This window comes from Tepidibacter mesophilus, from assembly GCF_002724055.1.
GTDB lineage: Bacteria > Bacillota > Clostridia > Peptostreptococcales > Peptostreptococcaceae > Tepidibacter_A > Tepidibacter_A mesophilus.
This window is the reverse complement of sequence record NZ_BDQY01000010.1, coordinates 57,746-81,847: the sequence shown is the minus strand read 5'-3', so window position 1 is coordinate 81,847 and position 24,102 is coordinate 57,746. Positions and strand designations below refer to the sequence as shown.

The window sequence follows — 24,102 nt, the reverse complement described above, 5'->3', positions numbered from 1 at the left end:
TTAAGCACATGAATTTAATTATAATTTTCGAAAAAATACACAACCTAATTATATAAGTTTAATTAGGAGGTTATTATGAAAAAGTTATATAAATTATCTTTTATTATAGTTCTGATTATAAGTTTATTTTCTTTTTATAGTTTACAAACTAAGACGGTATCTGTATTTAATAATAAGCAAAATACTAATAAGTACAAGTGGAATCTTTCTGATATATATTCGTCTGATTCTGATTGGGAGAGAGATTATAAGATACTTGAGAAGAATATACTCAAGATAGAGGCTTATAAGGGTAAACTTTCTAGGGGATCTAGGTATTTATATGAAGCTTTGGATATGACTGATAATATGAGTAGGATGTTAGAAAAGTTGTATGCATATGCTTATATGAGTAAGGATACAGATACATCTAATAATAAGTATCTTACTATGTGTGATAATATAAGTTATTTAAGTGTTAAGCTGAGCAGTAGTGTATCGTTTATAGAGCCTGAAATTTTAAGTGTAGAAAAAAAGACTATAGATAAATTTATAAAGAGTAATAATAAGTTAAAACCGTATGAATTTTATTTAAATAATTTGTATAAGTCAAAAGAGCATATGTTGTCTGATAAAGAGGAGAGAATTTTGTCTTTGTCAAAAGGTATGGCAAGCACTCCGGAGAAGGTGTATACTTCGTTTAAAGATATAGATAGAAAGACGAATTTTACCCCGGGCGAATATTCAAGACTTTTACAAGATGATAATCGTGAAACTAGAAAAAAGGCATTCGTAGAAGAATTTGAAAGCTATAAAAAAAATATAAATGTTTTAGCATCGGCTTTATCAGGTCAAGTTAATAAGGATATATTTTATTCAAAAGCTAGAAATTATAAAACATCTCTTGAAGCGTCTCTTGATAAGGATAACATAGATGTGTCCTTGTACAATAATTTAATAATAGAAGTAAATAATAAATTAGATGTATTCCACAAATATGTATCTCTTAGAAAAAAAATATTAAAGCTTGATAAGATACATTATTATGATATGTATAATCCTTTGGTAAAAAGTAATAAAAAAATAGAATATGATGATGCTAAAGAAATTATAACTAAGGCGCTATCTCCTCTTGGAAAGAAGTATGTAAAAGACCTTGAGTTTGGAATAGATAATAGATGGATAGATGTATATCCGAGTGAAAATAAAAGAGGAGGAGCTTACTCCTGGGGTAGTTATGATACACATCCTTATGTACTTTTAAATTATAATGATACTTTAGGAGGTGTATCAACATTTGCTCATGAGATGGGTCATGCTATGAACAATTATTATTCTTCTAAAAACCAGGATTATGTAAATTACAATTATCCAATATTTACTGCAGAGGTAGCATCTATAACTAATGAAGCTCTGCTTTTTGAATATTTGATAAAAAATGCTAAGACTAAGGATGAAAAGATATATTATATACAAGGATATATAGATCTTATAACAGGAAGTATATATACTCAGGCTATGTATGCTGAGTTTGAAAAGACTATACACGATAAAGCTGAAAAAGGAGAGGCTTTAACTTCAGATAATCTAAACAAAATTTGGACAAATATTATGAAAAAATACTACGGTGAAGATTTTTATCTTGATGATATATGTTCTATATGGTGGAGTAGGATACCTCATTTTTATTCTAACTTTTATGTTTATAAATATGCTACTGGATGTTGTGCTGCGATAAGTTTGTCTCAAGATATATTAAATGGTAAAAATGACAAGTATCTAGATTTTTTAGCAGCTGGAGGGTCTGATTATCCTATAAATATACTAAAAAAAGCAGGTGTAGATATGAATGATACTAAATGTATAAAGGATGCTCTTGAAAAATTTGAAAGTTTGGTAAAAGAACTTCAAAAAAGTGATTTTTTAGAAAATTAAAAAAATAACGAATGAAATTACTACAAAACAATAGAGAAGAATGATATAATAAAAATAATACTGTATAAAAATAACCTCATCATAATAGATGAGGTTATTAATTTTTGGAGGCTTAAATTATGAAAAAGACATTATTATTTATTATCATTTCGATAATTATGACATCTTTATTTGGATGTAGTAGAGATTTAGAAAAAAGTAAAAGTAATATTATTTTATCTCAAGATTTTGGAGACCAAAAAATATATGATGAAAAACTAGATTTTGCTAAAGATACTACTGTTATGGAATTTATTGAGAGTAATTTAGATGTAAAGACTGAAAATGGGTTTATAGATTCTATAAATGGAATAAAGTCTGAATATAGTCAAGAAAACAAGTTAGGTTGGTTTTATTATATAAATGGAAATTTAGCACAAGTAAGTCCTTATGATTATTATCTAAAGCCAGGAGATGATGTGGTATGGGACTATCATACTTGGGAAAATGAAATTTATATAACTAGTATAATAGGCTCGTATCCCAAAAATTTCACTAATGGATATAATGGGAAGAAATTAAAAACTGAGATATTATATTCTAAAAAGTTCAAAAAAGATACTGATGAATTATATGATTACTTAAAGAATAATGGTGCAGATGATCTGGTTAAGAAGGATATAAATGAAGGATATTATAATGACGAAAAAATAAATACTGTATTTATAGGAACTTGGAGTGAAATTTCTAAAATACAAAATATAAAAGATGTATATAATGATAAAAAGGGAGAACTTTTCTTTGAAATAGAGAATAAAGTTAAGGCTCTTGATTGTAGTAAAAATATAGCGAAAGAATTTAAAAAAGCTGCTGTAATAGCTTCACTACCAAAAGGTTATTCTTCTTTGTCTAATATATGGATTGTAACGGGCAATAGTGATGAAATGATAAAAAAAGCCTTGAACATACTATATGAAAATCCAGAAAAAATAAAAGCTAAATTTTCAGCTATAATTACTGAAGATGAGATATTTAATATACCTATGATAAAATAAACTAATATAAGTAATATAATCAAGCCTAAATGTTGAAACTTTTAAATTAGTATTCGATATTTAGGTTTTATATTATCAAATGAAATTTTTTTGTATTATTAATGATATAATAATATATACAATTATATTAAAGATTTTATAAAGGGGGTTCTAGTTTGGATAAGGTTAGAAAAGCCATAATACCTGCAGCAGGTCTTGGAACGAGATTTTTACCAGCTACTAAGGCTCAGCCGAAAGAAATGCTTCCTATAGTTGATAAGCCAACTCTTCAATATATAATAGAAGAGGCTGTTGATTCTGGAATAGAAGAGATACTGATAATAACAGGAAGAAATAAGCAATCTATAGAAGATCATTTTGACAAGTCTGTAGAACTTGAGATGCAACTTGAAAAACAAGGGAAAGAAGAGTTATTAGATATAGTAAAGAACATATCTAATATGATAAATATACATTATATAAGACAAAAAGAACCAAGAGGCCTTGGTCATGCTATATATTGTGCTAAGCATTTTATAGGAAATGAGCCTTTTGCGGTAATGCTAGGCGATGATATAGTTGATGCTAAAAATCCTTGCTTAAAGCAGTTGATTGATGCTTATAGCGAATATAGAACTACTGTACTTGGGGTCCAAAAAGTTCCGGATGGAGATGTGAATAAATACGGTATAGTAGAAGGTAAGCATATAGAAGATAGAATATATAAGGTTAAAGACTTAATCGAAAAACCCGAATCAGATAAAGCTCCGTCTAACATAGCTATTCTTGGGAGATATATTATAACACCTAGAATATTTGAAATACTTGAAAATCTTCCTGCTGGAAAGGGTGGAGAAATACAGCTTACAGATGGACTTAAAGAGCTTGTAAAGACAGAAGCTATGTATGCTTATAATTTTGAGGGAAAAAGATACGATGTTGGAGATAAGCTTGGATTTTTACAGGCGACTGTAGATTACGCTCTTAAAAGAGAAAATTTGAGAGAGGAATTCTTAAGCTACTTAAGTGATACAGTAAAAAAATATAATACACAGGGGTGAGATAAGTGATAAAACATATAGTATTTTTTAGATTTGATGACAAAAAAGAGGTTGAAGAAGTAAAGAAAAAACTTTTAGATATGAATGAAAAAATAGATGTACTAAGACATATAGAAGTTGGAGTTAATTTTTTAGAATCTGATAGAAATTATGATTTATGTCTTACAACTCATTTTGATTCAAAAGAAGATTTAAAGATTTATGCAGATCATGAAGTTCATGTTCCAGTTAAAAAATATATACAATCGGTTGCAAGCTCTATGGCTTGTGTTGATTATGAGAGTATTTAAATTTAGTTAGTGTTTGAGCTAAAAATGCCTCTCATTAAAATAACGTTACTTAGTCAATATTTTTATAAAACTATATAGATTCTGACTTATTAAATATCCTAAAACTTAGTAAACTCGCGTTGGTCAGACAACGAAGTTTCTTAACGGATATTTAAACGTCAAAATCTAAGTTTTATGGAAAAATATTAAACAAAAGTAACTAACATTTTAATGAGAGGCATTTTTTAGTTAAGTGGTTAATGAAAATCTAAATAATACTTATATTAAAATTTTGTAAAAATTTGAAATTGTATGTTGCAAAAATATTTATAAATAGTATAATGTTTATATGATTAAAAATGAGTGAGTACTCATTCATAAATGAGAGGTGATTATATGACAACTAAAAAAGGTAATGACACTAAAGAAAAGATATTTAATGCTGCTATAAAAGTTTTTGCTAAAAAAGGATTCTCGGCTGCAACTTCTGCAGAAATAGCAGAGGAAGCTGGAGTGGCTCAGGGGACTATATTCAGATATTATAAAACTAAGAAAGATATATTAAGAGGTGTAATGATTGAGTACATAGATAAATTTGATGAATTTGCAGAGTTTGATTCTATACAAAATATTATAGAGGATAATAAATATAAGCCTTTGGATGAAATTCTAAAGCTTATAGTACTTAATAGATATGAAGTATTTAAAAAAAATTTCCATATATCTAAGGTTATACATTATGAGATGCAGTTTCATGATGACATAATGGATATGCATTTGAAAAAGTGTAAAGAAAAAGAAGGAACTGTAATGAAACATATATTACAACATATAGATATAGATGAGGATAAGTATAAGCCACTAGATAAGAATTCATTAGCTATAATATTTACAAGTATGATGTTTGGAATGTTTTTTCAAAGGCTAAATGGGATAAGAGGAAATAATAGCGTGCCAATTGAGAAAGAGATAGATATAATAATAGACGTATTTTTCAATGGAATATTAAAAAGATAATGAAGTATTAAAAATATAGGGAGGAAAAAATAATGAAAAAAAGAATAAGCTTATTGCTAGTAATAGTTTTAACTTTAACTATGTTTCTTTCGGGGTGTGGAAAGAAAGAAGAAACTTCAAGTGTTAAAGAAAAGTCTGTAAGTATTGAAACAGAAACTTCTAAAAAGCAAGATATAAACGTTAAAACTACTTTGTCTGCAAAAGTAAAGCCTGTAGAAGAGTCTAACGTTGTACCGAAAATGCCTGGAAAGGTTACTGGTGTAAATGTTGAAATAGGTAAAAAAGTTAATAAAGGAGAAGTTCTTTTTACATTAGATAAAACTGATTTAGTAAATGGAGTTAAAAGTGCTCAAGCTGCATACGATATGGCAGTTGCAAGTCTTAATATGAAACAAGAACAAATGCAAAATGCAAAGATAAATTACGAAAGAATGAAAGCATTGTATGAAGAAGGAGCTATATCACAAAAGGACTTTGAACAATATGAGCTTCAAGCGTCATCTACTAATTTAAATGCAGCACAGGCTCAGGTGGATCAAGCTAGAGTTGGAATTGAAAATGCACAGTCAAATCTAAATAATGCAACAGTTACGGCACCTATATCTGGAATAATAACTGCTGTTAATATAAATGAAGGAGAGATGGCATCTTCTGGCCAAGCAGCTGTTTCTATAGCTAATATGAATAAGGTTGTTGTTGATACTGATGTTTCAGAGTATCTTATAAACAAGATTAAGCTAGGAGAGTTAGTTGATATATCTATAAAGTCAGCAAATAAAGAAAATTTTAAAGGTAAAATAACTGCCTTGTCTCCTGCAACTGCATCAAATTCTATGACTTATCCTATAAAAATAGAGGTGGATAACAAAGATAGCATTATAAAGCCTGGAATGTTTGCAAATGTAAACTTAGTGACAGACAAGAAAGGAAATGTTATAACAATTCCATCAGAATCAGTAGTAATAAAGGATGGCGAAAGCATAGTATACACAGTTAAAGATGGTATTGCTCATATTAATAAAGTAGAAATTGGGATTGACAATGGTGAAATTGTTGAGATAAAAAAAGGAATAAAGCAAGGTCAAGTAGTGGTTAAAAAAGGGCAGAACTATCTAGAAGAAGGAAGTAAAGTTGAAATTAATAAATAGGGGGGAGTAAATATGAATATATCAAAAATGTCGGTTAAAAGACCTGTTACAACCCTCATGTTTATGTTTATGGCAATACTTATAGGAGTTGTATCTCTTGGACTTTTGCCAATAGATCTTTATCCTAAGATGGATATTCCTGTTGCTATAGTTACTGTTAATTATAGTGGGGTTGGACCTGAAGAAATTGAGACTTTAGTTACTAAACCTTTAGAGAAGTCAGTGGCAACTGTTAGTAACCTTAAAAAAGTTACATCATACTCAAGAGAAGGAAACAGTATAATTGTAGTTGAATTTGAATATGGGACTGATATGGACTTTGCAACACTTCAAATGAGGGAAAAGGTTGATTTAGTAAAAGGAGCTCTACCTGATGATGCATCATCACCTATGGTTCTTAAGATAGATCCTAATGCTCAGGCTATAGTAAATCTAGGGGTATCATCTGATATGGATCTTTCAAAATTACAGTCAATAGTAGAGGATGATTTACAATCTAGATTTGAAAGAATAGAGGGGGTAGCATCTGTTGATATATCAGGAGGAGATGAAAACGAAGTAAGTATAAAGGTAGACCAAGAAAAATTATCAGGGTATGAATTATCTCTTAATCAAATAAAAAACATATTAAGATCTGAGAACTTAAATCTACCTGGTGGGAATGTAAATAAAGGAGATAAAGAGATTTTAGTTAGAACTGTTGGAGAATTTACAAGTGTAAATGATATAAAAAATATACCTATATCATTGAGAACTGGTCAAACAATAAAACTATCAGATATAGCTAAGGTTGAATTTGGTTATAAGGATAAGGATACTCTATCAAGAGTTAATGGGAAAAATAGTATAGGTATATCCATAACAAAGCAGTCTTCTGCAAATACTGTTAAAGTTGCAGAAAAGATATTAAAAGAAGTAGATCAAATAAGCGGTGAATATTCTCAGATTAATATTACAGTAGGAACGGATCAATCTGAGTTTATAAACAAATCTATAAATAATGTAACAAGTAATGCGATAATAGGAGGATTACTTTCTGTTGTTGTGCTGTTCTTATTTCTTAGAAATATAAGATCTACATTTATAGTAGGTATTGCTATACCTATATCGATAATAGCAACTTTTGCTCTTATGTACTTTGGAGGACTTACAATCAACTTAATATCTCTTGGAGGATTGGCTCTTGGTATAGGTATGTTGGTGGATAACTCTATAGTTGTTCTTGAGAATATATATAGACATAGAGAAGAAGGAAAATCAAGACTTGAGGCAGCTATAATAGGAGCTAAGGAAGTTACAATGGCAGTATTTGCATCTACTATGACTACTATAGCGGTATTCTTACCGATAGTATTTGTAAAGGGATTCACTGCTATAATATTTAAACAGCTTTCATTTGCGGTAGTATTCTCTCTTCTTGCATCTTTAATAGTTGCTATAACTGTAGTTCCGATGTTAGCCTCTAAGATACTTAAAGTTGGAGAACGCAAGAAAAAAGAGTTTAAACTTATAGAAAAGATATTAGATATATTCACAAAATCTATAGAAAAATTGAGTAGTGCATATGGAAAACTTTTAAACTATGTTTTAAAGCATAGAAAGATGACAGTATTTGTAGCAATACTTATATTTGTATCATCAATAGCATTAGTAGGTGCTGTTGGAGGAGAGTTCTTCCCAGCGGAAGATGAAGGAAGTTTTAATGTAACTATAGAAACTCCATTTGGAACAACTTTAGAGGAAAGTGATAGAATAGCAAAAGAAGTTGAAAAAATAGTAGAGAGTATACCTGAAAGAGATAAAATATTCTCGACTATAGGAGGGTCATCTGGATTTTCAACTACTGCAAGTAATTCATCAAATGTAAATGTTGTTTTAGTCAACCAAAAAGAAAGAAAAAGATCAACTGCACAAATAGTTAATGAAGTTAGAAAAGAAGTAGAATCAATACCTGGAGCTAAAATAACTGTATCAGAGGCATCTTCTATGGGTGGTGGCGGAGGAAGTTCGGCTGCTATAGCTATACAAATAAAAGGAGATGATCTTGAAACTTTAAAAACTATAGGATCTGACTTTGAAAAAATATTAAAACAAGTTCGCGGAACAGCAGAAGTTACATCTGATACAGAAGAAGGAAATCCTGAGGCGAGAATTAATCTTAATAGAGAGGTAGCATCTTTTTATGGAATAACAGCAAGTGACGTTGCAAATACTATAAAATCTTCTATAGATGGATCGAATGCTACTACATTTAAAGTTGATGGAGATGAAATAGATGTAAATGTATCTTTAGGAGATTCGGTTAAAAATTCTATAGAAGATGTTAAGCAAATAAATATAACATCTCAAACTGGAAAAACTGTTCCTCTTGGACAAATAGCTGATATAGAGTATGGGAATGCACCTACTCAAATAAGTAGAATAAATCAAGTTAGAACAGTTACTGTTTCTTCACAACTTAATGGAAGAGATTTAAAGTCTGTAACTAATGATATAAAGAAGGAACTTGTAAATTATAACCTGCCATCGGGGTATACTTACACATTTACAGGACAGCAGCAAGATATGGCGGAAGCATTTTCAAGCTTAGCACTTGCACTTCTTTTATCTATAGTAATAGTTTACATGGTGCTTGCATCTCAGTTTGAATCATTAATACATCCGTTTACAGTAATGCTTTCTGTTCCTTTTGCTTTATCAGGAGGATTCATAGGGTTGTTTGTAACTGGAAGATCTTTATCAGTACCTGCCTTAATTGGTGTAATAATGCTTTCGGGTATAGTTGTTAATAACGCCATAGTTTTAGTTGATTATATAAATCAATTAAGAGAATCAGGAATGGATAGAAAAGAAGCTATAATAAAAGCAGGATTCACTAGATTTAGGCCTATACTTATGACGACTTTAACAACGGTTTTAGGTCTTATACCACTAGCTCTTGGAATAGGAGAAGGGGCATCGACTCAAGCTCCGATGGCTACTGTAGTTATAGGAGGACTTACGCTATCTACGGTATTAACATTAGCGTTTATACCAGTTGTATATAGCATATTTGATGATTTGGTTATGAAAATAAAAAACAAATTTAAAAAGAAAGAGGGGATTTTAGATGAAAAAATTGGTTCTTAGTATATTGCTTGTATGTATGACTCTTGTAACATCTATACTAACATATGCGGATACTCCTCAAACAAATGATGCTAAAAAATTATCATTAAATGAAGCTATAGATGAAGGAATAAAAAACTCAACTGACTTGAAGGTAAGCGATTTGGATATTGAAATAAAAGAAATAGAGCTTGATCAAGCTAGACATAATGAAAAAAAGTATGAAAAATCAGGGTTTTCATTAGGTACAGTAGAAGGATTTCAATTAGATTCTAACATGTATTCAAAGTCTGCTCAAAATGCTTTAGATGAAGAAAAAATAAAAAAAGACTATAAGTTAGAAGATTTGAAGTATAAAATAACACAAGCTTATTATGGAGCACTTCAAGCAAAAGACTATTATGAAGTTACAAATAATAATTTAATTAATGCTCAAAAGAGCAGGGATAACGTGAAGAAAAAGTTTGATTTGGGTGTTGCATCAAAGTCAGATTTATATATGGCAGATATATCACTTGATGAAGCTAAGGCTAATTTAGAAACAGCAAAGATTAATACTCAAAGTGCATACAGAGGACTTAATATGATTTTAAATTATCCTCTTGATACTAAAATTGAGCTTACATCTGAATTTAAAGAGCAAAAGTTTAGTGTAGATTTAAATAAGGATGTTTTGACTGCTTATGAAAAAAGATTTGATATGATTCAGATGAATCATAATTATGAGATTGTAAAACTTGACTTTGAGAGTAATTCTGTTAAGTATCCATCAAATACTTATGTTTATAAAACAAAAGAAAGAAATGTTGCTAAAATTGAAAATCTTATGTTAAATTCCAAGCAGTTAGTTGAGTTTGATTTAAAATCAAAGTATGATAATGTAAATAATAATAAAAAGCAAATAGAAATAGCAAAGTCTAATGTAGATAAAGCTAATGAGGTATTGAGGCTTAAGAAGCTTTCTTATGATGCTGGAATGAGTACACTTTTAGAAGTTCAAGAAGCAGCAACTAAATCGTACTCTGCTAATATTGCGTTATCAAAATCTATATCAGATTATAATTTATCTATTATAGATTATAATAAGGCTGTAAATATAGGAACTGTAAGATAGTTAAAGAAGTTCAAATGTAAAAAATCTATAACTCAATACAAGGTTATAGATTTTTTTTGTTTAATAAGTATAGTCTAGACGCATTAAATGATTTATACTATATATAGAAATTATTATCTCTTTTATATTGAATAATTATGTGGTAAAGTTAAAGTGTATATTTTAGTATATAGGTAGGGGGGTTAGGTATGAAAAAAGTAAGAATTAAAAAATGGGTTAAAAGTACTCTAGCTGTAATGCTGGCAGTGTTTTTGATTTTGACTAGTGTTATGTATTCTTTTGGAGCTCAAATGTTTACTGATGTAACAGATAAACATTGGTCTAAACAGTATGTAGAAAATATGGCTTCTAAGAAAATAATAACAGGATATGCAGATGCAACGTTTAAACCAGATAAGTCGGTAACTAGAATTGAATCTATAGTTCTTATAACAAGATTATTTGATCCAAAAGAAGTACAATCGACTTATGATGCGAATAAATCTAAATATGAAAAAGCTCTTAAGGATTATGGAATATTAACCTATGCAGACTGGGCTAAAGAAGAGATAGTTTTTGCTCTTGAGAAAAAAATATTAAATAATGAGAAATTATTATCTCAGTTCGTCAAAAATGGAACGCCACAAACTGCTCTAAGATGGGAAATTGCAGTTTATATAGCACGAGGATTAGATCTTGAAAATCAATTGAATAAGGTTGTTGTATTAGGATTTAAGGATGCTAATGAAATACCATCAGAGGCTAAACCATATATAGATATACTTATAAAAAAAGGTATAATAAATGGTGCTGGTGACTGGAAAGGAAATTTCAATCCTAAAAATTCTGTTACTAGAGCTGAAATGTCTAAAATGTTATCTGTAGGGTATGATTTAAAATATAAGGGTGTAAATACCAATACAGTACCAGACACTAATACAGGAACAGATAATAACCAATTCCTAACATCTATTGAAGGTAAAGTAGATGATGTATTGGAGTATGATGGAAATATAACTGTAACTATAAAGGATTCAAGAGATAAAAAACTTGTATTTAGCAATAAAAAAAGTGATATAAGTATAAAAATAGGAACTCAAGACGCTAAATTAGAAGATTTAAAAGAAGGAAGAAGTGTTAAATTAACAGTTAGTGGAACTAAGCTTTATGCCGTAAAATTAAGTGATGAAGAAGAAGAAAAAGAAGGATATTTCTATAATGCTTCATTTGATGCTAATGGAAACCATACTGTTAAATTTAAAATTGGAGACAAGTATGAGGAATATAAGGTGGGTAGCACTACTAAAATAAAGATTGATGGAGAAGAATCTAGTATTTATAAGGTTGAAAAAGAAGATAAAGTAACTTTAAAAATAAGAAACGGAATAGTAGAAGAAATAAACGCTACATCTAAGGATTTTAAAGTTAGAGGAATAATTCAAGAAGTATCTTCTTCTAAGATAGAGATAAAGACTGATGATAAGTACGAAAAAACTTATAAATTCGATATAGATAAGGATGCTAAAGTAAGAAGAAATAATGATAAAGCTAAAATATCTGATCTTAGAGTAGGAGATAAGGTAGATCTCGAAGTTGAATACGATAAGGTTAAGGATATAGATGCAGATACAGTTAAAACAAAAGTAAAAGGAACTTTAAAAGAAATAAAAATGGCACAAATTCCAGAAATAACTATATTAGATGATGATAGTAAAACTAAGACATATAAATTAGCTCCTGGATTTGAAGTTGAAATAGGCAATAGTTCTGCTGGGCTTTATGACCTTAGAATAAACCATAAGATAGAAATAACGCTAGAAAGTGGAGATATAACTAAGATTGAAGCTGATAATAATGTAAGCATGAGTACATATACAGGAAGAATAAAAGATATAGATACTGGTGATAATGAAATAGAACTTGAAAATAATGCAGATGGAAGAACTATATATATAAGATATTCAACTAGTACGATTAAGTTTATAGATATAGATGGAGATGATTTAAAAGAAAGCAATTTTGATGATGATGATATAATTTCTGTTGTTGGAGAAGATAAAATGGGGTCTGTTGAAGCTAAGATTATAACAAGAATAGAGAACCATTAATCTAGGGGGATATGTTGATGAAAAAGATACTTATTGTGGATGATGAGTTAGGATTAAGATCCCTTTTAAACAGTTTGTTCAGTGAAGAATATGAAGTTTATTTAGCAGAAGATGGTGAGCAAGCCATAGATACAGTAAAGAATAATAAATTAGATTTAGCTCTTTTGGATATGAGACTTAAGAATATGGATGGTGATGAGATTTTACAAAATATAAGAACCTATGATAAAGATATAAAGGTTTTTATATTGACAGCATTTACAGATCCTAAAAAAGTTCATATACTCAATGAGTTAAAAATAGAGGGAATACTTCAAAAGCCTTTTGATATATTTGAGTTAAAACAAAAGGTTGATAATGTGTTAATGTAAAAAGAGTGGATATTATATCCACTCTTTTTTTATTGAAAAATATATTTACAAAATGTTATTGAGGTAATATAATTAACATATAAACTAATTAATAAACATGTTAACTATTTGAGGGAGGTACATAAAGTGAAAAATAAAAAAAATATTTTAATTTGTCTAATTATGCTAGCTAGCACAATGCTGTTTGGGTGTGCATCTAGTCAAGAAATTGAAACTAATGATAAATATCAAGGTATTATAGAAGCACAAGAGGTTGATATAAATTCTAAGATACCTGGTAAAATAGGGGAAGTTAAGGTTGAAGAAGGACAAATAGTTAAAGAGGGAGATTTAATAGTTACTATAGATTCGAAGGAACTTGCAGCTAAAAAAAACCAAATGGAGGCACTTGTAAGTGCAGCTAAAGGGCAACTAGATGCTGCCCAGTCACAAGTTGCAGCTGCTAACTCACAGCTTGATAAAGCTCAAAATGGAGCTAGAAGCCAAGATATAGCAAAAGCGCAGACTTACTATGATCTTATGCTGAAAACTTATGAAAGAGTAGAAAATTTATATGAAAAAGGAGCTGTATCAGCTCAAAAGAGAGATGAAGTAAAGGCTCAACTTGATATGGCAGAGCAAACGCTTAGTATGGCAAATGAGGGAGCTAGAACTGAAGATGTATCTGGAGCACAAGCTATGGTTGCAGCGGCTACTAATATGGTAGAAGCGGCAAGAGGTAAGTATGAGCAAGCTAAAGCAGGACTTGAAGAAGTAAATGCTTATATACAAGATACAAATATAAAATCTCCTATAAATGGGAATATAACTCTTTTAAATATAGATAAAGGAGAATTAGTATCTACAGGAATGAGTATAGCGACTGTTTCTGATTTAAGTAATATGTGGATTGAGGTTAATTTAGATGAGACTAAATTAAGCGAAGTTTATGAAGGTCAAGAAGCTAAAATAACGGTTACAGCATTTAAAGATAAAACATTTAAAGGTAAGGTTGTAAGAGTTAACAAAAAACCTGATTTTGCAGTTAAAAAAGCTACTAATGACAATGGAAATTACGATATAGTTTCATATGGAGTAAAAATAAAAGTAGAAGACGAGGAAAATATATTAAGACCTGGAATGAGTGCTTTTGTGGATTTTGAAAAGTAGGTGATGTTGGTGAATAAAATAAAAAAATATATAATGGCATTTAGTTTAATATTCATAACACCTTTAGTGGTAAATGTAATGCTTTGCTATATGTTTTCTGATCATCAACTAAAAGAAATACCTACAGCTGTATACCTTGGAGACAATACTCAGTTTTCTAGGAGTATAGTAAGTTATTTTGATGATAATGAAATGTTTGATGTTAAATATTATGTAGGTAGTCCATACGATATAGAGAAGTTGATAGTTGAAAACAAAGTTAGATTTGGACTTATTATTCCAGATGATTTTTATAAAAGTCTTAAGGAATATGAATCACCTACTATATTGACTGTATATGATGGAAGTCAGCTTCCTTATACTTCATTTGCTAAGGCTCAAGCAGCAGAAACCCTTATGACTATAAAAGGAGGAGCTTTAGTAAAAGTTTTGCAGGGAAAGCTTAATATTCCTTTTGATCAAGCTAAGAAGATAGTGTCATCTATAGGAATACAGACTAGGATGTTATTTAATCCAACTAGAAATTATACTAATTATTTGATGCCTGGATTTATGGCATCAATAGTTCAAGTTGGTCTTGTTATAGCAGCTTCTGTTAGTATAGATAGAGAAAAACGAAGAAGTATGATTACTTACTTAGGGTCAAAAATATTAGTTTATACTATTCTTGGATTTATATCACTTATGTTAAATATATATATACAAACTAGTGTATTTGATGTTCCGTTTAGAGGTAGTATTAAACAGCTTATGACTCTTACTTTTGTATTCTCTATGTCAGTATCTACTATTGCAATTTTTATATCATCAGTAGTTTGGGATAAGATAAAGGCATCTCAGGCTGCAGCTATACTTTTCTTACCTAATAGTATTATGATAGGTTATACATATCCTTTAATAGGTATGAATGATGGATATAAATTCATAGGAAAATATATACCTTTGCAGCATTATGCAGACAATCTAAGGGATTTAATGGTTAAGGGCTATATTATAAACTATCGAGATGATATAAGATATTTAATCTGTGTAACTGTTTTATTCTATATATTGGCTATAGTAGTTGAAATATTTAGAGAAAATAGAATTAGTAAGAAAAAAAGTTCGGGAGAAGGTGAAATTATTGAAACTAATTAACGAGATAATAAAGTTTTTTAAGCAACCTAAAAATGTAGTTATATTGATTTTAGGACCTTTATTTCTTACCTTTCTTTTCGGCGGAGTATATATAAAGGATTATTTGAATGATATACCTATAGTAGTACTTGATATGGATAATTCATCTTCTTCTAGAATGATAGTAAATGAATTTAAAAATAACGATAGGTATTATGTATCTTCTACTGTTAATTCATTTGAGGAACTAAAATATAAAATAGATTCTAAAGAAGCTCATATGGGAATTTATATACCCAAAGATTTTAATAAGGATATAAAAAAGCAAAAGTCATCTAGTGTAGCTCTTATAATAGATGAAAGTAATATAACTGTAGGAAATACAGCTTTATCATCTGCATCAGAAATACTTGCTACTATAAATGCAGGCATAAATATAAAGATACTTCAAGCTAAAGGAATAGACCCTAAAACTTCTTATGATTTAGCCAAGATATTTAATATTGAATCTAGGGTATTGTATGACGCTAAGTATACTTACAAAGGTTATGTTATGCCTGGGATAATACTGGTGTTCGTACAACAATTGTTTTTATCAGCATTTATTCCAGCGATAATGGATGATAAAGAAAATATATTTATGAAATCAATTATATATTCTATAGTTGCAAGCTTAACATATGTATTATGTGCATTAATTTTAAAGTATTTTCTTGATATAAATTTCACTGGGTCACTATTATATGCATTTGGGTATGTTATGGTGTTCATATTGGCACTTGTTGGACCTGGTATGTTAATAGCAGCATTATTTAAAGATAAGCTTCAGGTTACACAGTTTACAATGCTTTTATCAATGCCTACATTTTTAACTGCTGGGTATGCATGGCCTGTAGAGCAGACCCCTGTTGTTCTTTCGTATATAATAAAAGGTATATGGCCTTTGGTATACGCTATAACTCCTATAAGAGATATCTTAGTAAAGAGTACACCAATAAGAATATTTTCAAAAGATATAATGTATCTTATAGTATTTGGTTGTATATGGGCATTTATTGGATATAATTTATTTAAACGCGTATTTAAAAATGATAACAGAGGTGGTATGAGTGAACAAGAGGGAACTGTATAATTTTTTAGATAGCTACAATTTCATTGAGGATATGTCTGGAAAAACTATAATCAACTTATTAAAAAGTGTTGAGATAATGAGATTTGTATATAACGACTTATTTGTGAACCATGGCATATCTGAATCAAAATTTTATGTGCTACTTCTATTGTCATATTCTAATGATGGTATGGCCCTATCTGAAATAGGAGATAAGATGCTTGTAACTAGGGCCAATATGACAGGTCTTATAGATAGAATGGAAAAAGAGGAATTAGTAGAAAAGAAAGTTAATCCTAAAGATAGAAGATCTTCTATAGCTTATCTTACTAATAAAGGACGAACTTTATTTGAGGAAATAAAAGATACTCATATCGACTTTAGTAAGCAAATGACTAGCGGGTTAAGTATTGAAGAGAAAGAACAAGTAAATAAATTACTTGAAAAGCTTCAAAATGACATAGTGAAAAGTTTTAGTGAGGAGGAATAAAGATGAATAAAAAAATTATTTCCGTGGCAATATCGGCAGCACTTATTTTAACACCTATGAGTACATCTTTTAATTCATATGGACAGGAAATTGCAGCAGAAAAAGAAGTGAATAAAAATGAAGATCTAAATTTAACTTTGGATGATGCTATAAAGATTGCAACTGAAAACAACTATATATTAAAATCACTTGAGGTAGATTTAAGAGCAACAGATTTATCTTTGGATAGAGCTAAACATAATGAGAGAAAAATAAAGAAGGGGCAAGATAAGCTGGATGATGCAAAGGATTATTATGGACCTAAATTAGATCAAATTAATGGTGCTCTTTCAAATCCATCTTTACCTGAGGAGCAAAGAAAAAAGCTAGAGGCACAGAAAAAACAAATAGAAGATGGGCTTAAGGGTGGAGAGCAATCTTTTGATCTAGCTATAGAAGGAGCTAACTCAACTATAGCTGAGAAGTTAAACATAGATGTAGAAAGGGTACTAGCTGTTAATTCTACAACTGAGCTTATGACCACTATGGCTGATCTTCAAAATGAGGTTACAAAGGATGGGTATTTAATTGCTCAAAAGCAAATAGGACTTCTTACTCGTCAAAAATACTATGAAGTAATAAAAACTAAGAAGATAGAAGATCTTAAAAAAATAGCTCTTGATAGAGCTACTGCTCAATATAAAATGGCAAAAGATGCATTTGATGCTGGAATGAAGGCTAAAGACGATGTTTTATTATCTCAAGCTCAAGTAAATCTTATGAATGTAGATTATAGAAAAGCTTGTATGAATAGAAAAAATGCAGAAATAGAACTAAAGAAGGTTATTAATTTAGATCTTAATAAAAATATAAATCTGGTTCAAGATTTTACTACTACAAAGCTAGAAGCTAATTTAGAAGCGGGATTAAAGCAAGGTAGTGAGAAGAGGATTGAAATAAGAAAGGCTCAAGCTCAGTACTTAGTTGATAAATTGAATTTTGAACTTACATCTGGTCAGTATCCAGACAATACATATCAGTATAAGGAAGCTAAAATAAAGATGGAAAAGTCAAAAGTAAATATAGACAGTGCTGGCAAAGAAGTTGAAGCAAGCATAATGCAATCTTATGAAGCTGTAATGGCTACCGCTGATATGTTAGCTTATACAGAAGGCGTAGTTCAGAATGCTAAGGAATCCCTTGAAATAGCTGAGTACAGATATAAAGAGGGATATGGATTTGAGACTTCTGTTATAAAAAATGCTAATCTTCAAGATATGGCTGGTACTATGGTTGAAGTTATTGCAGCTCAAGAAAGGCTTGCTGATATAGAAGAGAAGGTTATAGAGGTTATATTTAGTTATAATTTGGCTAGGGATAAATACTTAAATGATATAGGTAGTTATTAGAAATATATTTTTTCTTGGTTGGGTTGGGTGTGAAAATACCTGTAATTAAAATAACGATAATGTGTTAAATGTTTTTATAAAACTAAATGTTACATCTTATTGAATATCCTAAAAATTCTAAACTCACTTTGTTCAGACAACGAACTTTCTTAACGGATATTCAAACGATGCAACATAATTTTTATAAAAAAACATTTAAATCATTATCTAACATTTTAATTACAGGTATTTTTTAGTATGGGAGCCTAAGTGAAAAAATGTATTTTTAAAGTATAAGAGTGTGAGGCAAAGAAAACATTAGAATCTTAAAAATTTTGAACCCATGGATAATATTGATAAAAGAAGTACATTATCAACTATTTTGAGCAACGGAGTCCGTAGGACTCGTTGGCGACATGAGTCAATGCGTAGCATTAGACGAATTTTTGTTTTCTTCAAATTGTTCATCGTAGAACATAATATCATTTATTATATTTTGAGCTCTAGGGAGGACTTCTTTTTCTAAGTCTTGTGGGTATTGAACTATAATGTAGTACATTCTTTCATTATGGTTAAACAGAGATACCTTTCCTATCATGTCTTCTTTATTTTCTTGCTTTTTTATTATATCGAATTCTTCATCAGAGTCTTCTATTAAAGTGTAATTGTTAACTGTTTGGTCTGTTATCTCAAATCCGTCTTTTGTTACATTTTCTCTTGCTACCTTTTTCATATTTTCTAAGTTAGATGATACTGTTTTTATTGGTGAGAAGAATGCTATTTTTGCTTTTTTATTTTTTTTGTTGTTGAAGTTGGCATAGATGGATAAAAAATCGCCTTCTTTGGAAGATGCTAACATATCTTGTGGTATATATGTTGTTAGTTCTAAATTAGAATCATCATATAAGTTAAAGTCTAGTGTTACATCTTGATCTCCTATTTTAAGTATTTCATTTTTTGATTGAGATCTTGTTTGTGATGGAGTATCTTTGATTTTTTCCTTTTCTACTGTATTAGGATCTGGTGCTTGGTATGAAGGTGAAAAATCAAAGCATGCCATAATATTAAAAGCTATAAATATAAGTAAAATAAATAGAGATAATTTTCTCATTGTAAACCTCCTTGTTGGTAAAATATATAAGTTTTAGATTAGTATTCCCTATATGAAAATAAATATATATAGGACAAGCAAATATATGTTAAAATATAATATGAAAGCGATTACATATAAGGAGTTGGTTTTATGAAACTATTTATAGATACAGCTAATGTTGATGAAATAAGAGAGATAAATGATTGGGGAGTTATTGAGGGAGTTACTACGAACCCATCTTTGATAGCTAAGGAAGGAAGAGATTTTAAAGAGGTAGTTAAAGAGATAACTAGTATAGTAGATGGCCCTATATCTGCTGAGGTAATATCTTTAGATTCTGAAGGTATGATAAAAGAAGCTGATGAGCTTGTTAAAATTCATCCGAATATAGTTATAAAGATTCCTATGACTAAAGAAGGATTAAAGGCTGTAAAGCATATGTCTAGCAATGGAATAAAGACTAATGTTACTTTAGTATTCTCTGCAAACCAAGCTTTACTAGCTGCTAAAGCTGGAGCTAGCTATGTGAGTCCATTTGTTGGAAGATTAGATGATATAGGGCATGTGGGTTCAGACCTAATAAGAGAGATATCTGATATATTCGATATTCATGGAATAGAAACGGAAATTATATCTGCAAGTATAAGACATACTGAGCATGTTAAGCAATCTGCTCTTGCAGGAGCTGATATAGCTACTATTCCTTATAATATATTTGTACAGATGTTAAAGCATCCTATGACTGATCTTGGAATTGAGAGATTCTTAAAGGATTGGGAAGGGGTTAAGTAAAAAATATTTTTAGTATAGTGGTTGAGCAAAAAAATGCCTCTGATTAAAATACCGCTACTTAGTTAATATTTTTATAAAACTAAAGATTGTGTCTTATTAAATATCCTAAAACTTCGTAAACTCCCTATTGTCAGACAACGAAGTTTCTTAACGGATATTTAAACGCCATAATCTAAGTTTCATAGAAAAATATTAAGCCAAAAGTAGCTAACATTTTAATCAGAGGCATTTTTTAGTTGAGTAGATTAAGAAAGAAATATCTAAATACATAGGAGAATTAATATTATTTGAAGAAATTAGTATTGAATAAAATAATTAAAAGGGGTGGTTTTTATGATACATTGTAAGCAATGTGAAAAAATGGTAGAAGATGAAGATGGTTATGTGGTTATGGGGGAATATTTTTGTGAAGATTGTGCAATATCGCGTAGTACATTAAAAAAATGTGATCCAATGGCTGTAAAAAGTGCATTAAATACTAGAAAAAGTATGGGTCATTTTGGAACAGATGGACTTACTGGTTTGCAAAAAGAAATTTATAGCTTTATCCAAGAAATGAATGGAGCGAATATGAAACAGCTTATAGAAAAATTTAATATATCTAAAGAAGAAATAGATAGACAGCTCGCAGTCCTTAGACATTGTGAACTAGGAAAAGGACAAAAAAGAGATGATGGAGTATATTTTGTTGTATGGGAAACTGAAAATACTAATTAATGAAATGATACTTCCCAGAATAATAGCTTTTGATTGATTTAAGAACTTATTATTGAATTGTAACCATACAATTATAAAAAAAGTATAAATTCATATAATTATATTGATTAAATACGATACAATATGAGATAATATCGTTAGAAAAGGGAAAAGATGCAACTATTGTATGGCTACAATTAAGGAGGGGTTAATAATGAGTAGATATGAATTAAATAAAAACTTAGCTCAAATGTTAAAGGGTGGAGTTATAATGGATGTTACAAATCCAGAAGAAGCAAGGATTGCCGAGGAAGCGGGTGCTTGTGCTGTTATGGCACTTGAGAGAGTTCCTGCTGATATAAGAAAAGATGGTGGAGTTGCAAGAGCTTCAGATCCACAAATGATAAAAAGTATTAAAGAGGCTGTTTCTATTCCAGTTATGGCAAAGGTAAGAATAGGACATTTCGTAGAAGCACAGATACTTGAAGCTTTAGAAGTAGATTACATAGATGAAAGTGAAGTTTTAACACCTGCTGATCCAACTCTTCATATTGATAAGAAAGATTTTAAAGTTCCTTTTGTTTGTGGAGCTAAAAACTTAGGTGAAGCTTTAAGAAGAATTGGAGAAGGTGCATCAATGATTAGAACTAAAGGTGAACCTGGAACAGGAGATGTTATAGAAGCTGTTAAACATATGAGAATGATGAATTCTGAAATGAGAAGAATTCAAGGTTTATCAAAGGAAGAATTAATGAATGCAGCTAAAGAACTACAAGCTCCTATTCATTTAGTTGAGTATGTTCATGAACATGGAAAACTTCCTGTTGTAAATTTTGCAGCTGGTGGTGTTGCTACTCCTGCTGATGCTGCAATGATGATGCAACTTGGTTGTGATGGAGTATTTGTTGGTTCGGGAATATTCAAATCAGGAGACCCAAGAAAAAGAGCTAATGCTATAGTTAAGGCTGTTACACATTATAATGATCCAAAAATATTAGCTGAAGTATCAGAAAATCTTGGAGAAGCAATGGTTGGAATCAATGTTTATTCAATAGATAAAGAAGAAAGAATGGCTAATAGAGGGTACTAAAATGAAAAAAATTGGTGTTTTAGCACTTCAAGGTGCGTTCAAAGAGCATATAAATATAATTAAAGCTATAGGTCATGAAGCTGTTGAAATAAGAAAAACTGAACAACTGGACGATATAGATGGGATTATTTTACCTGGTGGAGAAAGTACAGCAATGGGAAAACTACTTGATGATTTTAAAATCAAAGATATTTTAGTAAGTAAGATAAAGAGAGGGTTACCTGTATGGGGAACATGTGCTGGTATGATTTTGCTTGCTGCCCAACTAGATAGTGATGAAGATGCTCATTTAAAAGTTATGGATATAAAAGTTAGAAGAAATGCGTATGGTTCTCAAATAGATAGCTTTATTACTAAAGAGGTAATTGAAGGGGTAAGTCATAAAGAAATACCTATGGTGTTTATTAGAGCTCCGTATATTGTAGATGTTGGTGAAAATGTTGAGTTACTTCATTGCATTGATGGAAATATTGTAGCTGCACGCCAAGATAATATGCTTGCGACTTCTTTTCATCCGGAACTTACGGATGATACGACTTTTCATGAGTACTTTATTAATATGACAAATAAAAAATTCGTCTAGTTGCTATGCACTGACTCATGTCTCCAAAAAGTCTTACGATTCTGTTGCTTAAAAATAGTTATAAGTGTAGCTGTGTAGAAAAGGTTGTAAATCATTTGTGATTTACAACCTTTTTTATATATATTCAGCACTAATGGTTATGATTCGTCCTAAATATTAGTGCTATATAAGTAAAAATAAAAATAAATGTAACATAAATAATAAAAAATGTAACATATATCTTTACAAAATGTTTAAATATACTGTATAATTAAAGTGAAATTTGTATTTAACGGGAGGAAGTTGATTATGGATAGAAATTTAGCTATGGAGATTGTTAGGGTTACAGAAACTGCTGCACTTGCTAGTATTAGATTTATGGGTAAAGGTGATAAGAACGGAGCAGATGGAGCTGCTGTTGAGGGTATGAGAAAGGCTTTTTCTAGTGTTAAGGTAAGAGGAGAAGTTGTTATTGGTGAAGGTGAGCTTGATGAGGCACCTATGCTTTATATAGGTGAGAAGGTTGGATGTGGAACTGATTCTGATATGGAGGTTGATATTGCTGTTGATCCTCTAGATGGGACTTCATTAATAGCTAAGGGACTTCCTAATGCTATTGCTGTAATCGCCATGGCTAAAAAGGGATGCCTACTTCATGCACCAGACACATATATGAAAAAACTTATAGTAGGGCCTAAAGCTAAAGGATGTATAGATATAAATGATTCAATACAAAATAATCTAGCTAGAGTTGCAAAAGCGCTAAATAAGGAAATATCTGATTTAACAGTTATAATACAAGATAGAGAAAGACATGAAGAAATAGTTTCTGAGATAAGAAGACTTGGAGCTAGAATAAAAATGTTTGGAGAAGGTGATGTAGCTGCTGGTATTGCAACATGTTTTGAAGATACTGGTGTAGATATACTAATGGGAATAGGTGGAGCTCCTGAAGGTGTAATAACTGCAGCTGCTGTGAAATGTATGGGCGGAGATATGCAAGGAGTATTACATCCTATGAGTGATGAAGAAACAACTAGATGTTATGAGCTTGGACTTAAGGATGATGATATAAAAAAGGTATTAACTCTTGATGATCTTGCTAAAGGAGATGAGTTATTCTTTGCAGCAACAGGAATAACAGAAGGAGATCTTTTAAAAGGTGCTGTATGTTATGACAAAAATAGAATACAGACTCATTCTGTAGTTATGAGATCTAAAACTGGAACTATAAGATTTGTTGAAGCTGTTCATAGACTTGATAAAAGTAAAATAATAGAAGAACTTATGGAGAAATACGGAAACATATAAAAAATTCGTCTAGTCGCTAACGCGCTGACTCATGTCGCCAACGATCCCTACGGGCTCCGTTGCTCAAAATAGTTGATGATGTAGTTCTTCGATTAAATATATCCACGGGTTGATAATTATATAATTTCTTTAGATATAAAAAAATATATAGCATACATGTGGAAGTGGTTGACTTTTTAAGTAGTGTAACATATTATATATATTGTGATATACTTAAAAGGGG

General features: G+C 30.2%; 21 protein-coding genes. 20 read left to right on the top strand and 1 reads right to left on the bottom strand.

Annotation, left to right across the window (positions count from 1 at the left end; genetic code table 11):
• The first annotated feature begins 75 nt into the window (after positions 1 to 75).
• The 15 genes from pepF to Tmeso_RS08270 all read left to right on the top strand — a co-directional run bounded on the left by pepF (position 76) and on the right by Tmeso_RS08270 (position 18,356).
• The gene (gene pepF, locus Tmeso_RS08340; RefSeq protein WP_099190126.1) at positions 76 to 1,914 is read left to right on the top strand and encodes an oligoendopeptidase F; all 1,839 of its coding nucleotides are present in this window, start codon (positions 76 to 78) and stop codon (positions 1,912 to 1,914) included.
• Between the two features lie 119 nt (positions 1,915 to 2,033).
• Complete coding sequence (locus tag Tmeso_RS08335) at positions 2,034 to 2,948, top strand: DUF4430 domain-containing protein (protein ID WP_099190124.1); 915 nt, start codon at positions 2,034 to 2,036, stop codon at positions 2,946 to 2,948.
• A 155-nt stretch (positions 2,949 to 3,103) separates the two neighbouring features.
• Positions 3,104 to 3,988, top strand: a complete 885-nt coding sequence (gene galU, locus Tmeso_RS08330; protein WP_099190122.1) for a UTP--glucose-1-phosphate uridylyltransferase GalU — start codon at positions 3,104 to 3,106, stop codon at positions 3,986 to 3,988.
• Positions 3,989 to 3,993: 5 nt separating this feature from the next.
• A complete protein-coding gene (locus Tmeso_RS08325; protein WP_099190120.1) occupies positions 3,994 to 4,278 on the top strand; it encodes a Dabb family protein in 285 nt (94 codons plus the stop codon).
• A 375-nt stretch (positions 4,279 to 4,653) separates the two neighbouring features.
• A complete protein-coding gene (locus Tmeso_RS08320) occupies positions 4,654 to 5,274 on the top strand; it encodes a TetR/AcrR family transcriptional regulator (protein WP_187296281.1) in 621 nt (206 codons plus the stop codon).
• A 32-nt stretch (positions 5,275 to 5,306) separates the two neighbouring features.
• Positions 5,307 to 6,422 (top strand): efflux RND transporter periplasmic adaptor subunit, encoded by a 1,116-nt coding sequence (locus Tmeso_RS08315; protein WP_099190116.1) that lies wholly within the window; start codon positions 5,307 to 5,309, stop codon positions 6,420 to 6,422.
• 12 nt (positions 6,423 to 6,434) lie between these two features.
• The gene (locus Tmeso_RS08310; RefSeq protein ID WP_099190114.1) at positions 6,435 to 9,551 is read left to right on the top strand and encodes an efflux RND transporter permease subunit; all 3,117 of its coding nucleotides are present in this window, start codon (positions 6,435 to 6,437) and stop codon (positions 9,549 to 9,551) included.
• Positions 9,532 to 10,644: a TolC family protein gene (locus tag Tmeso_RS08305; protein WP_099190112.1), complete on the top strand. Its 1,113-nt coding sequence runs from the start codon at positions 9,532 to 9,534 to the stop codon at positions 10,642 to 10,644. The genes Tmeso_RS08310 and Tmeso_RS08305 overlap by 20 nt, the downstream gene beginning before the upstream one ends.
• Before the next feature lie 188 nt (positions 10,645 to 10,832).
• Complete coding sequence (locus tag Tmeso_RS08300) at positions 10,833 to 12,731, top strand: S-layer homology domain-containing protein (protein ID WP_099190110.1); 1,899 nt, start codon at positions 10,833 to 10,835, stop codon at positions 12,729 to 12,731.
• A gap of 17 nt (positions 12,732 to 12,748) precedes the next feature.
• The gene (locus tag Tmeso_RS08295; protein ID WP_187296280.1) at positions 12,749 to 13,102 is read left to right on the top strand and encodes a response regulator; all 354 of its coding nucleotides are present in this window, start codon (positions 12,749 to 12,751) and stop codon (positions 13,100 to 13,102) included.
• Positions 13,103 to 13,228: 126 nt separating this feature from the next.
• Positions 13,229 to 14,251, top strand: coding sequence for an HlyD family secretion protein (locus Tmeso_RS08290; protein WP_099190106.1), 1,023 nt, complete (start codon positions 13,229 to 13,231; stop codon positions 14,249 to 14,251).
• Positions 14,252 to 14,260: 9 nt separating this feature from the next.
• A complete protein-coding gene (locus tag Tmeso_RS08285) occupies positions 14,261 to 15,388 on the top strand; it encodes an ABC transporter permease (protein WP_187296279.1) in 1,128 nt (375 codons plus the stop codon).
• Entirely contained in the window at positions 15,375 to 16,499 is a 1,125-nt protein-coding gene (locus Tmeso_RS08280; protein ID WP_187296278.1) for an ABC transporter permease, read from the top strand. The genes Tmeso_RS08285 and Tmeso_RS08280 overlap by 14 nt, the downstream gene beginning before the upstream one ends.
• The gene (locus tag Tmeso_RS08275) at positions 16,477 to 16,968 is read left to right on the top strand and encodes a MarR family winged helix-turn-helix transcriptional regulator (RefSeq protein WP_099190100.1); all 492 of its coding nucleotides are present in this window, start codon (positions 16,477 to 16,479) and stop codon (positions 16,966 to 16,968) included. Before Tmeso_RS08280 ends, Tmeso_RS08275 begins: the two co-directional genes overlap by 23 nt.
• Positions 16,969 to 16,970: 2 nt before the next feature.
• The gene (locus Tmeso_RS08270) at positions 16,971 to 18,356 is read left to right on the top strand and encodes a TolC family protein (protein WP_099190098.1); all 1,386 of its coding nucleotides are present in this window, start codon (positions 16,971 to 16,973) and stop codon (positions 18,354 to 18,356) included.
• 400 nt (positions 18,357 to 18,756) lie between these two features.
• On the opposite strand, the gene Tmeso_RS08265 is transcribed toward Tmeso_RS08270, so the two are convergent.
• Positions 18,757 to 19,446 (bottom strand): hypothetical protein, encoded by a 690-nt coding sequence (locus Tmeso_RS08265; protein WP_099190096.1) that lies wholly within the window; start codon positions 19,444 to 19,446, stop codon positions 18,757 to 18,759.
• A 132-nt stretch (positions 19,447 to 19,578) separates the two neighbouring features.
• Here Tmeso_RS08265 and fsa point away from each other — a divergent pair, with 132 nt between their 5' ends.
• The 5 genes from fsa to glpX all read left to right on the top strand — a co-directional run bounded on the left by fsa (position 19,579) and on the right by glpX (position 23,879).
• Positions 19,579 to 20,220, top strand: coding sequence for a fructose-6-phosphate aldolase (fsa, locus tag Tmeso_RS08260; protein WP_099190094.1), 642 nt, complete (start codon positions 19,579 to 19,581; stop codon positions 20,218 to 20,220).
• A gap of 333 nt (positions 20,221 to 20,553) precedes the next feature.
• Positions 20,554 to 20,937 carry a hypothetical protein gene (locus Tmeso_RS08255; RefSeq protein WP_099190092.1) on the top strand — a complete coding sequence of 128 codons (384 nt, stop codon included), beginning with the start codon at positions 20,554 to 20,556 and terminating at the stop codon, positions 20,935 to 20,937.
• A gap of 193 nt (positions 20,938 to 21,130) precedes the next feature.
• Positions 21,131 to 22,006 carry a pyridoxal 5'-phosphate synthase lyase subunit PdxS gene (pdxS, locus tag Tmeso_RS08250; protein ID WP_099190090.1) on the top strand — a complete coding sequence of 292 codons (876 nt, stop codon included), beginning with the start codon at positions 21,131 to 21,133 and terminating at the stop codon, positions 22,004 to 22,006.
• 1 nt (position 22,007) lies between these two features.
• On the top strand, positions 22,008 to 22,589 hold the full coding sequence (gene pdxT, locus Tmeso_RS08245; RefSeq protein ID WP_099190088.1) for a pyridoxal 5'-phosphate synthase glutaminase subunit PdxT: 582 nt from the start codon (positions 22,008 to 22,010) through the stop codon (positions 22,587 to 22,589).
• A gap of 288 nt (positions 22,590 to 22,877) precedes the next feature.
• Positions 22,878 to 23,879, top strand: a complete 1,002-nt coding sequence (gene glpX / locus Tmeso_RS08240) for a class II fructose-bisphosphatase (protein WP_099190086.1) — start codon at positions 22,878 to 22,880, stop codon at positions 23,877 to 23,879.
• The last annotated feature ends 223 nt before the right edge of the window (positions 23,880 to 24,102 follow it).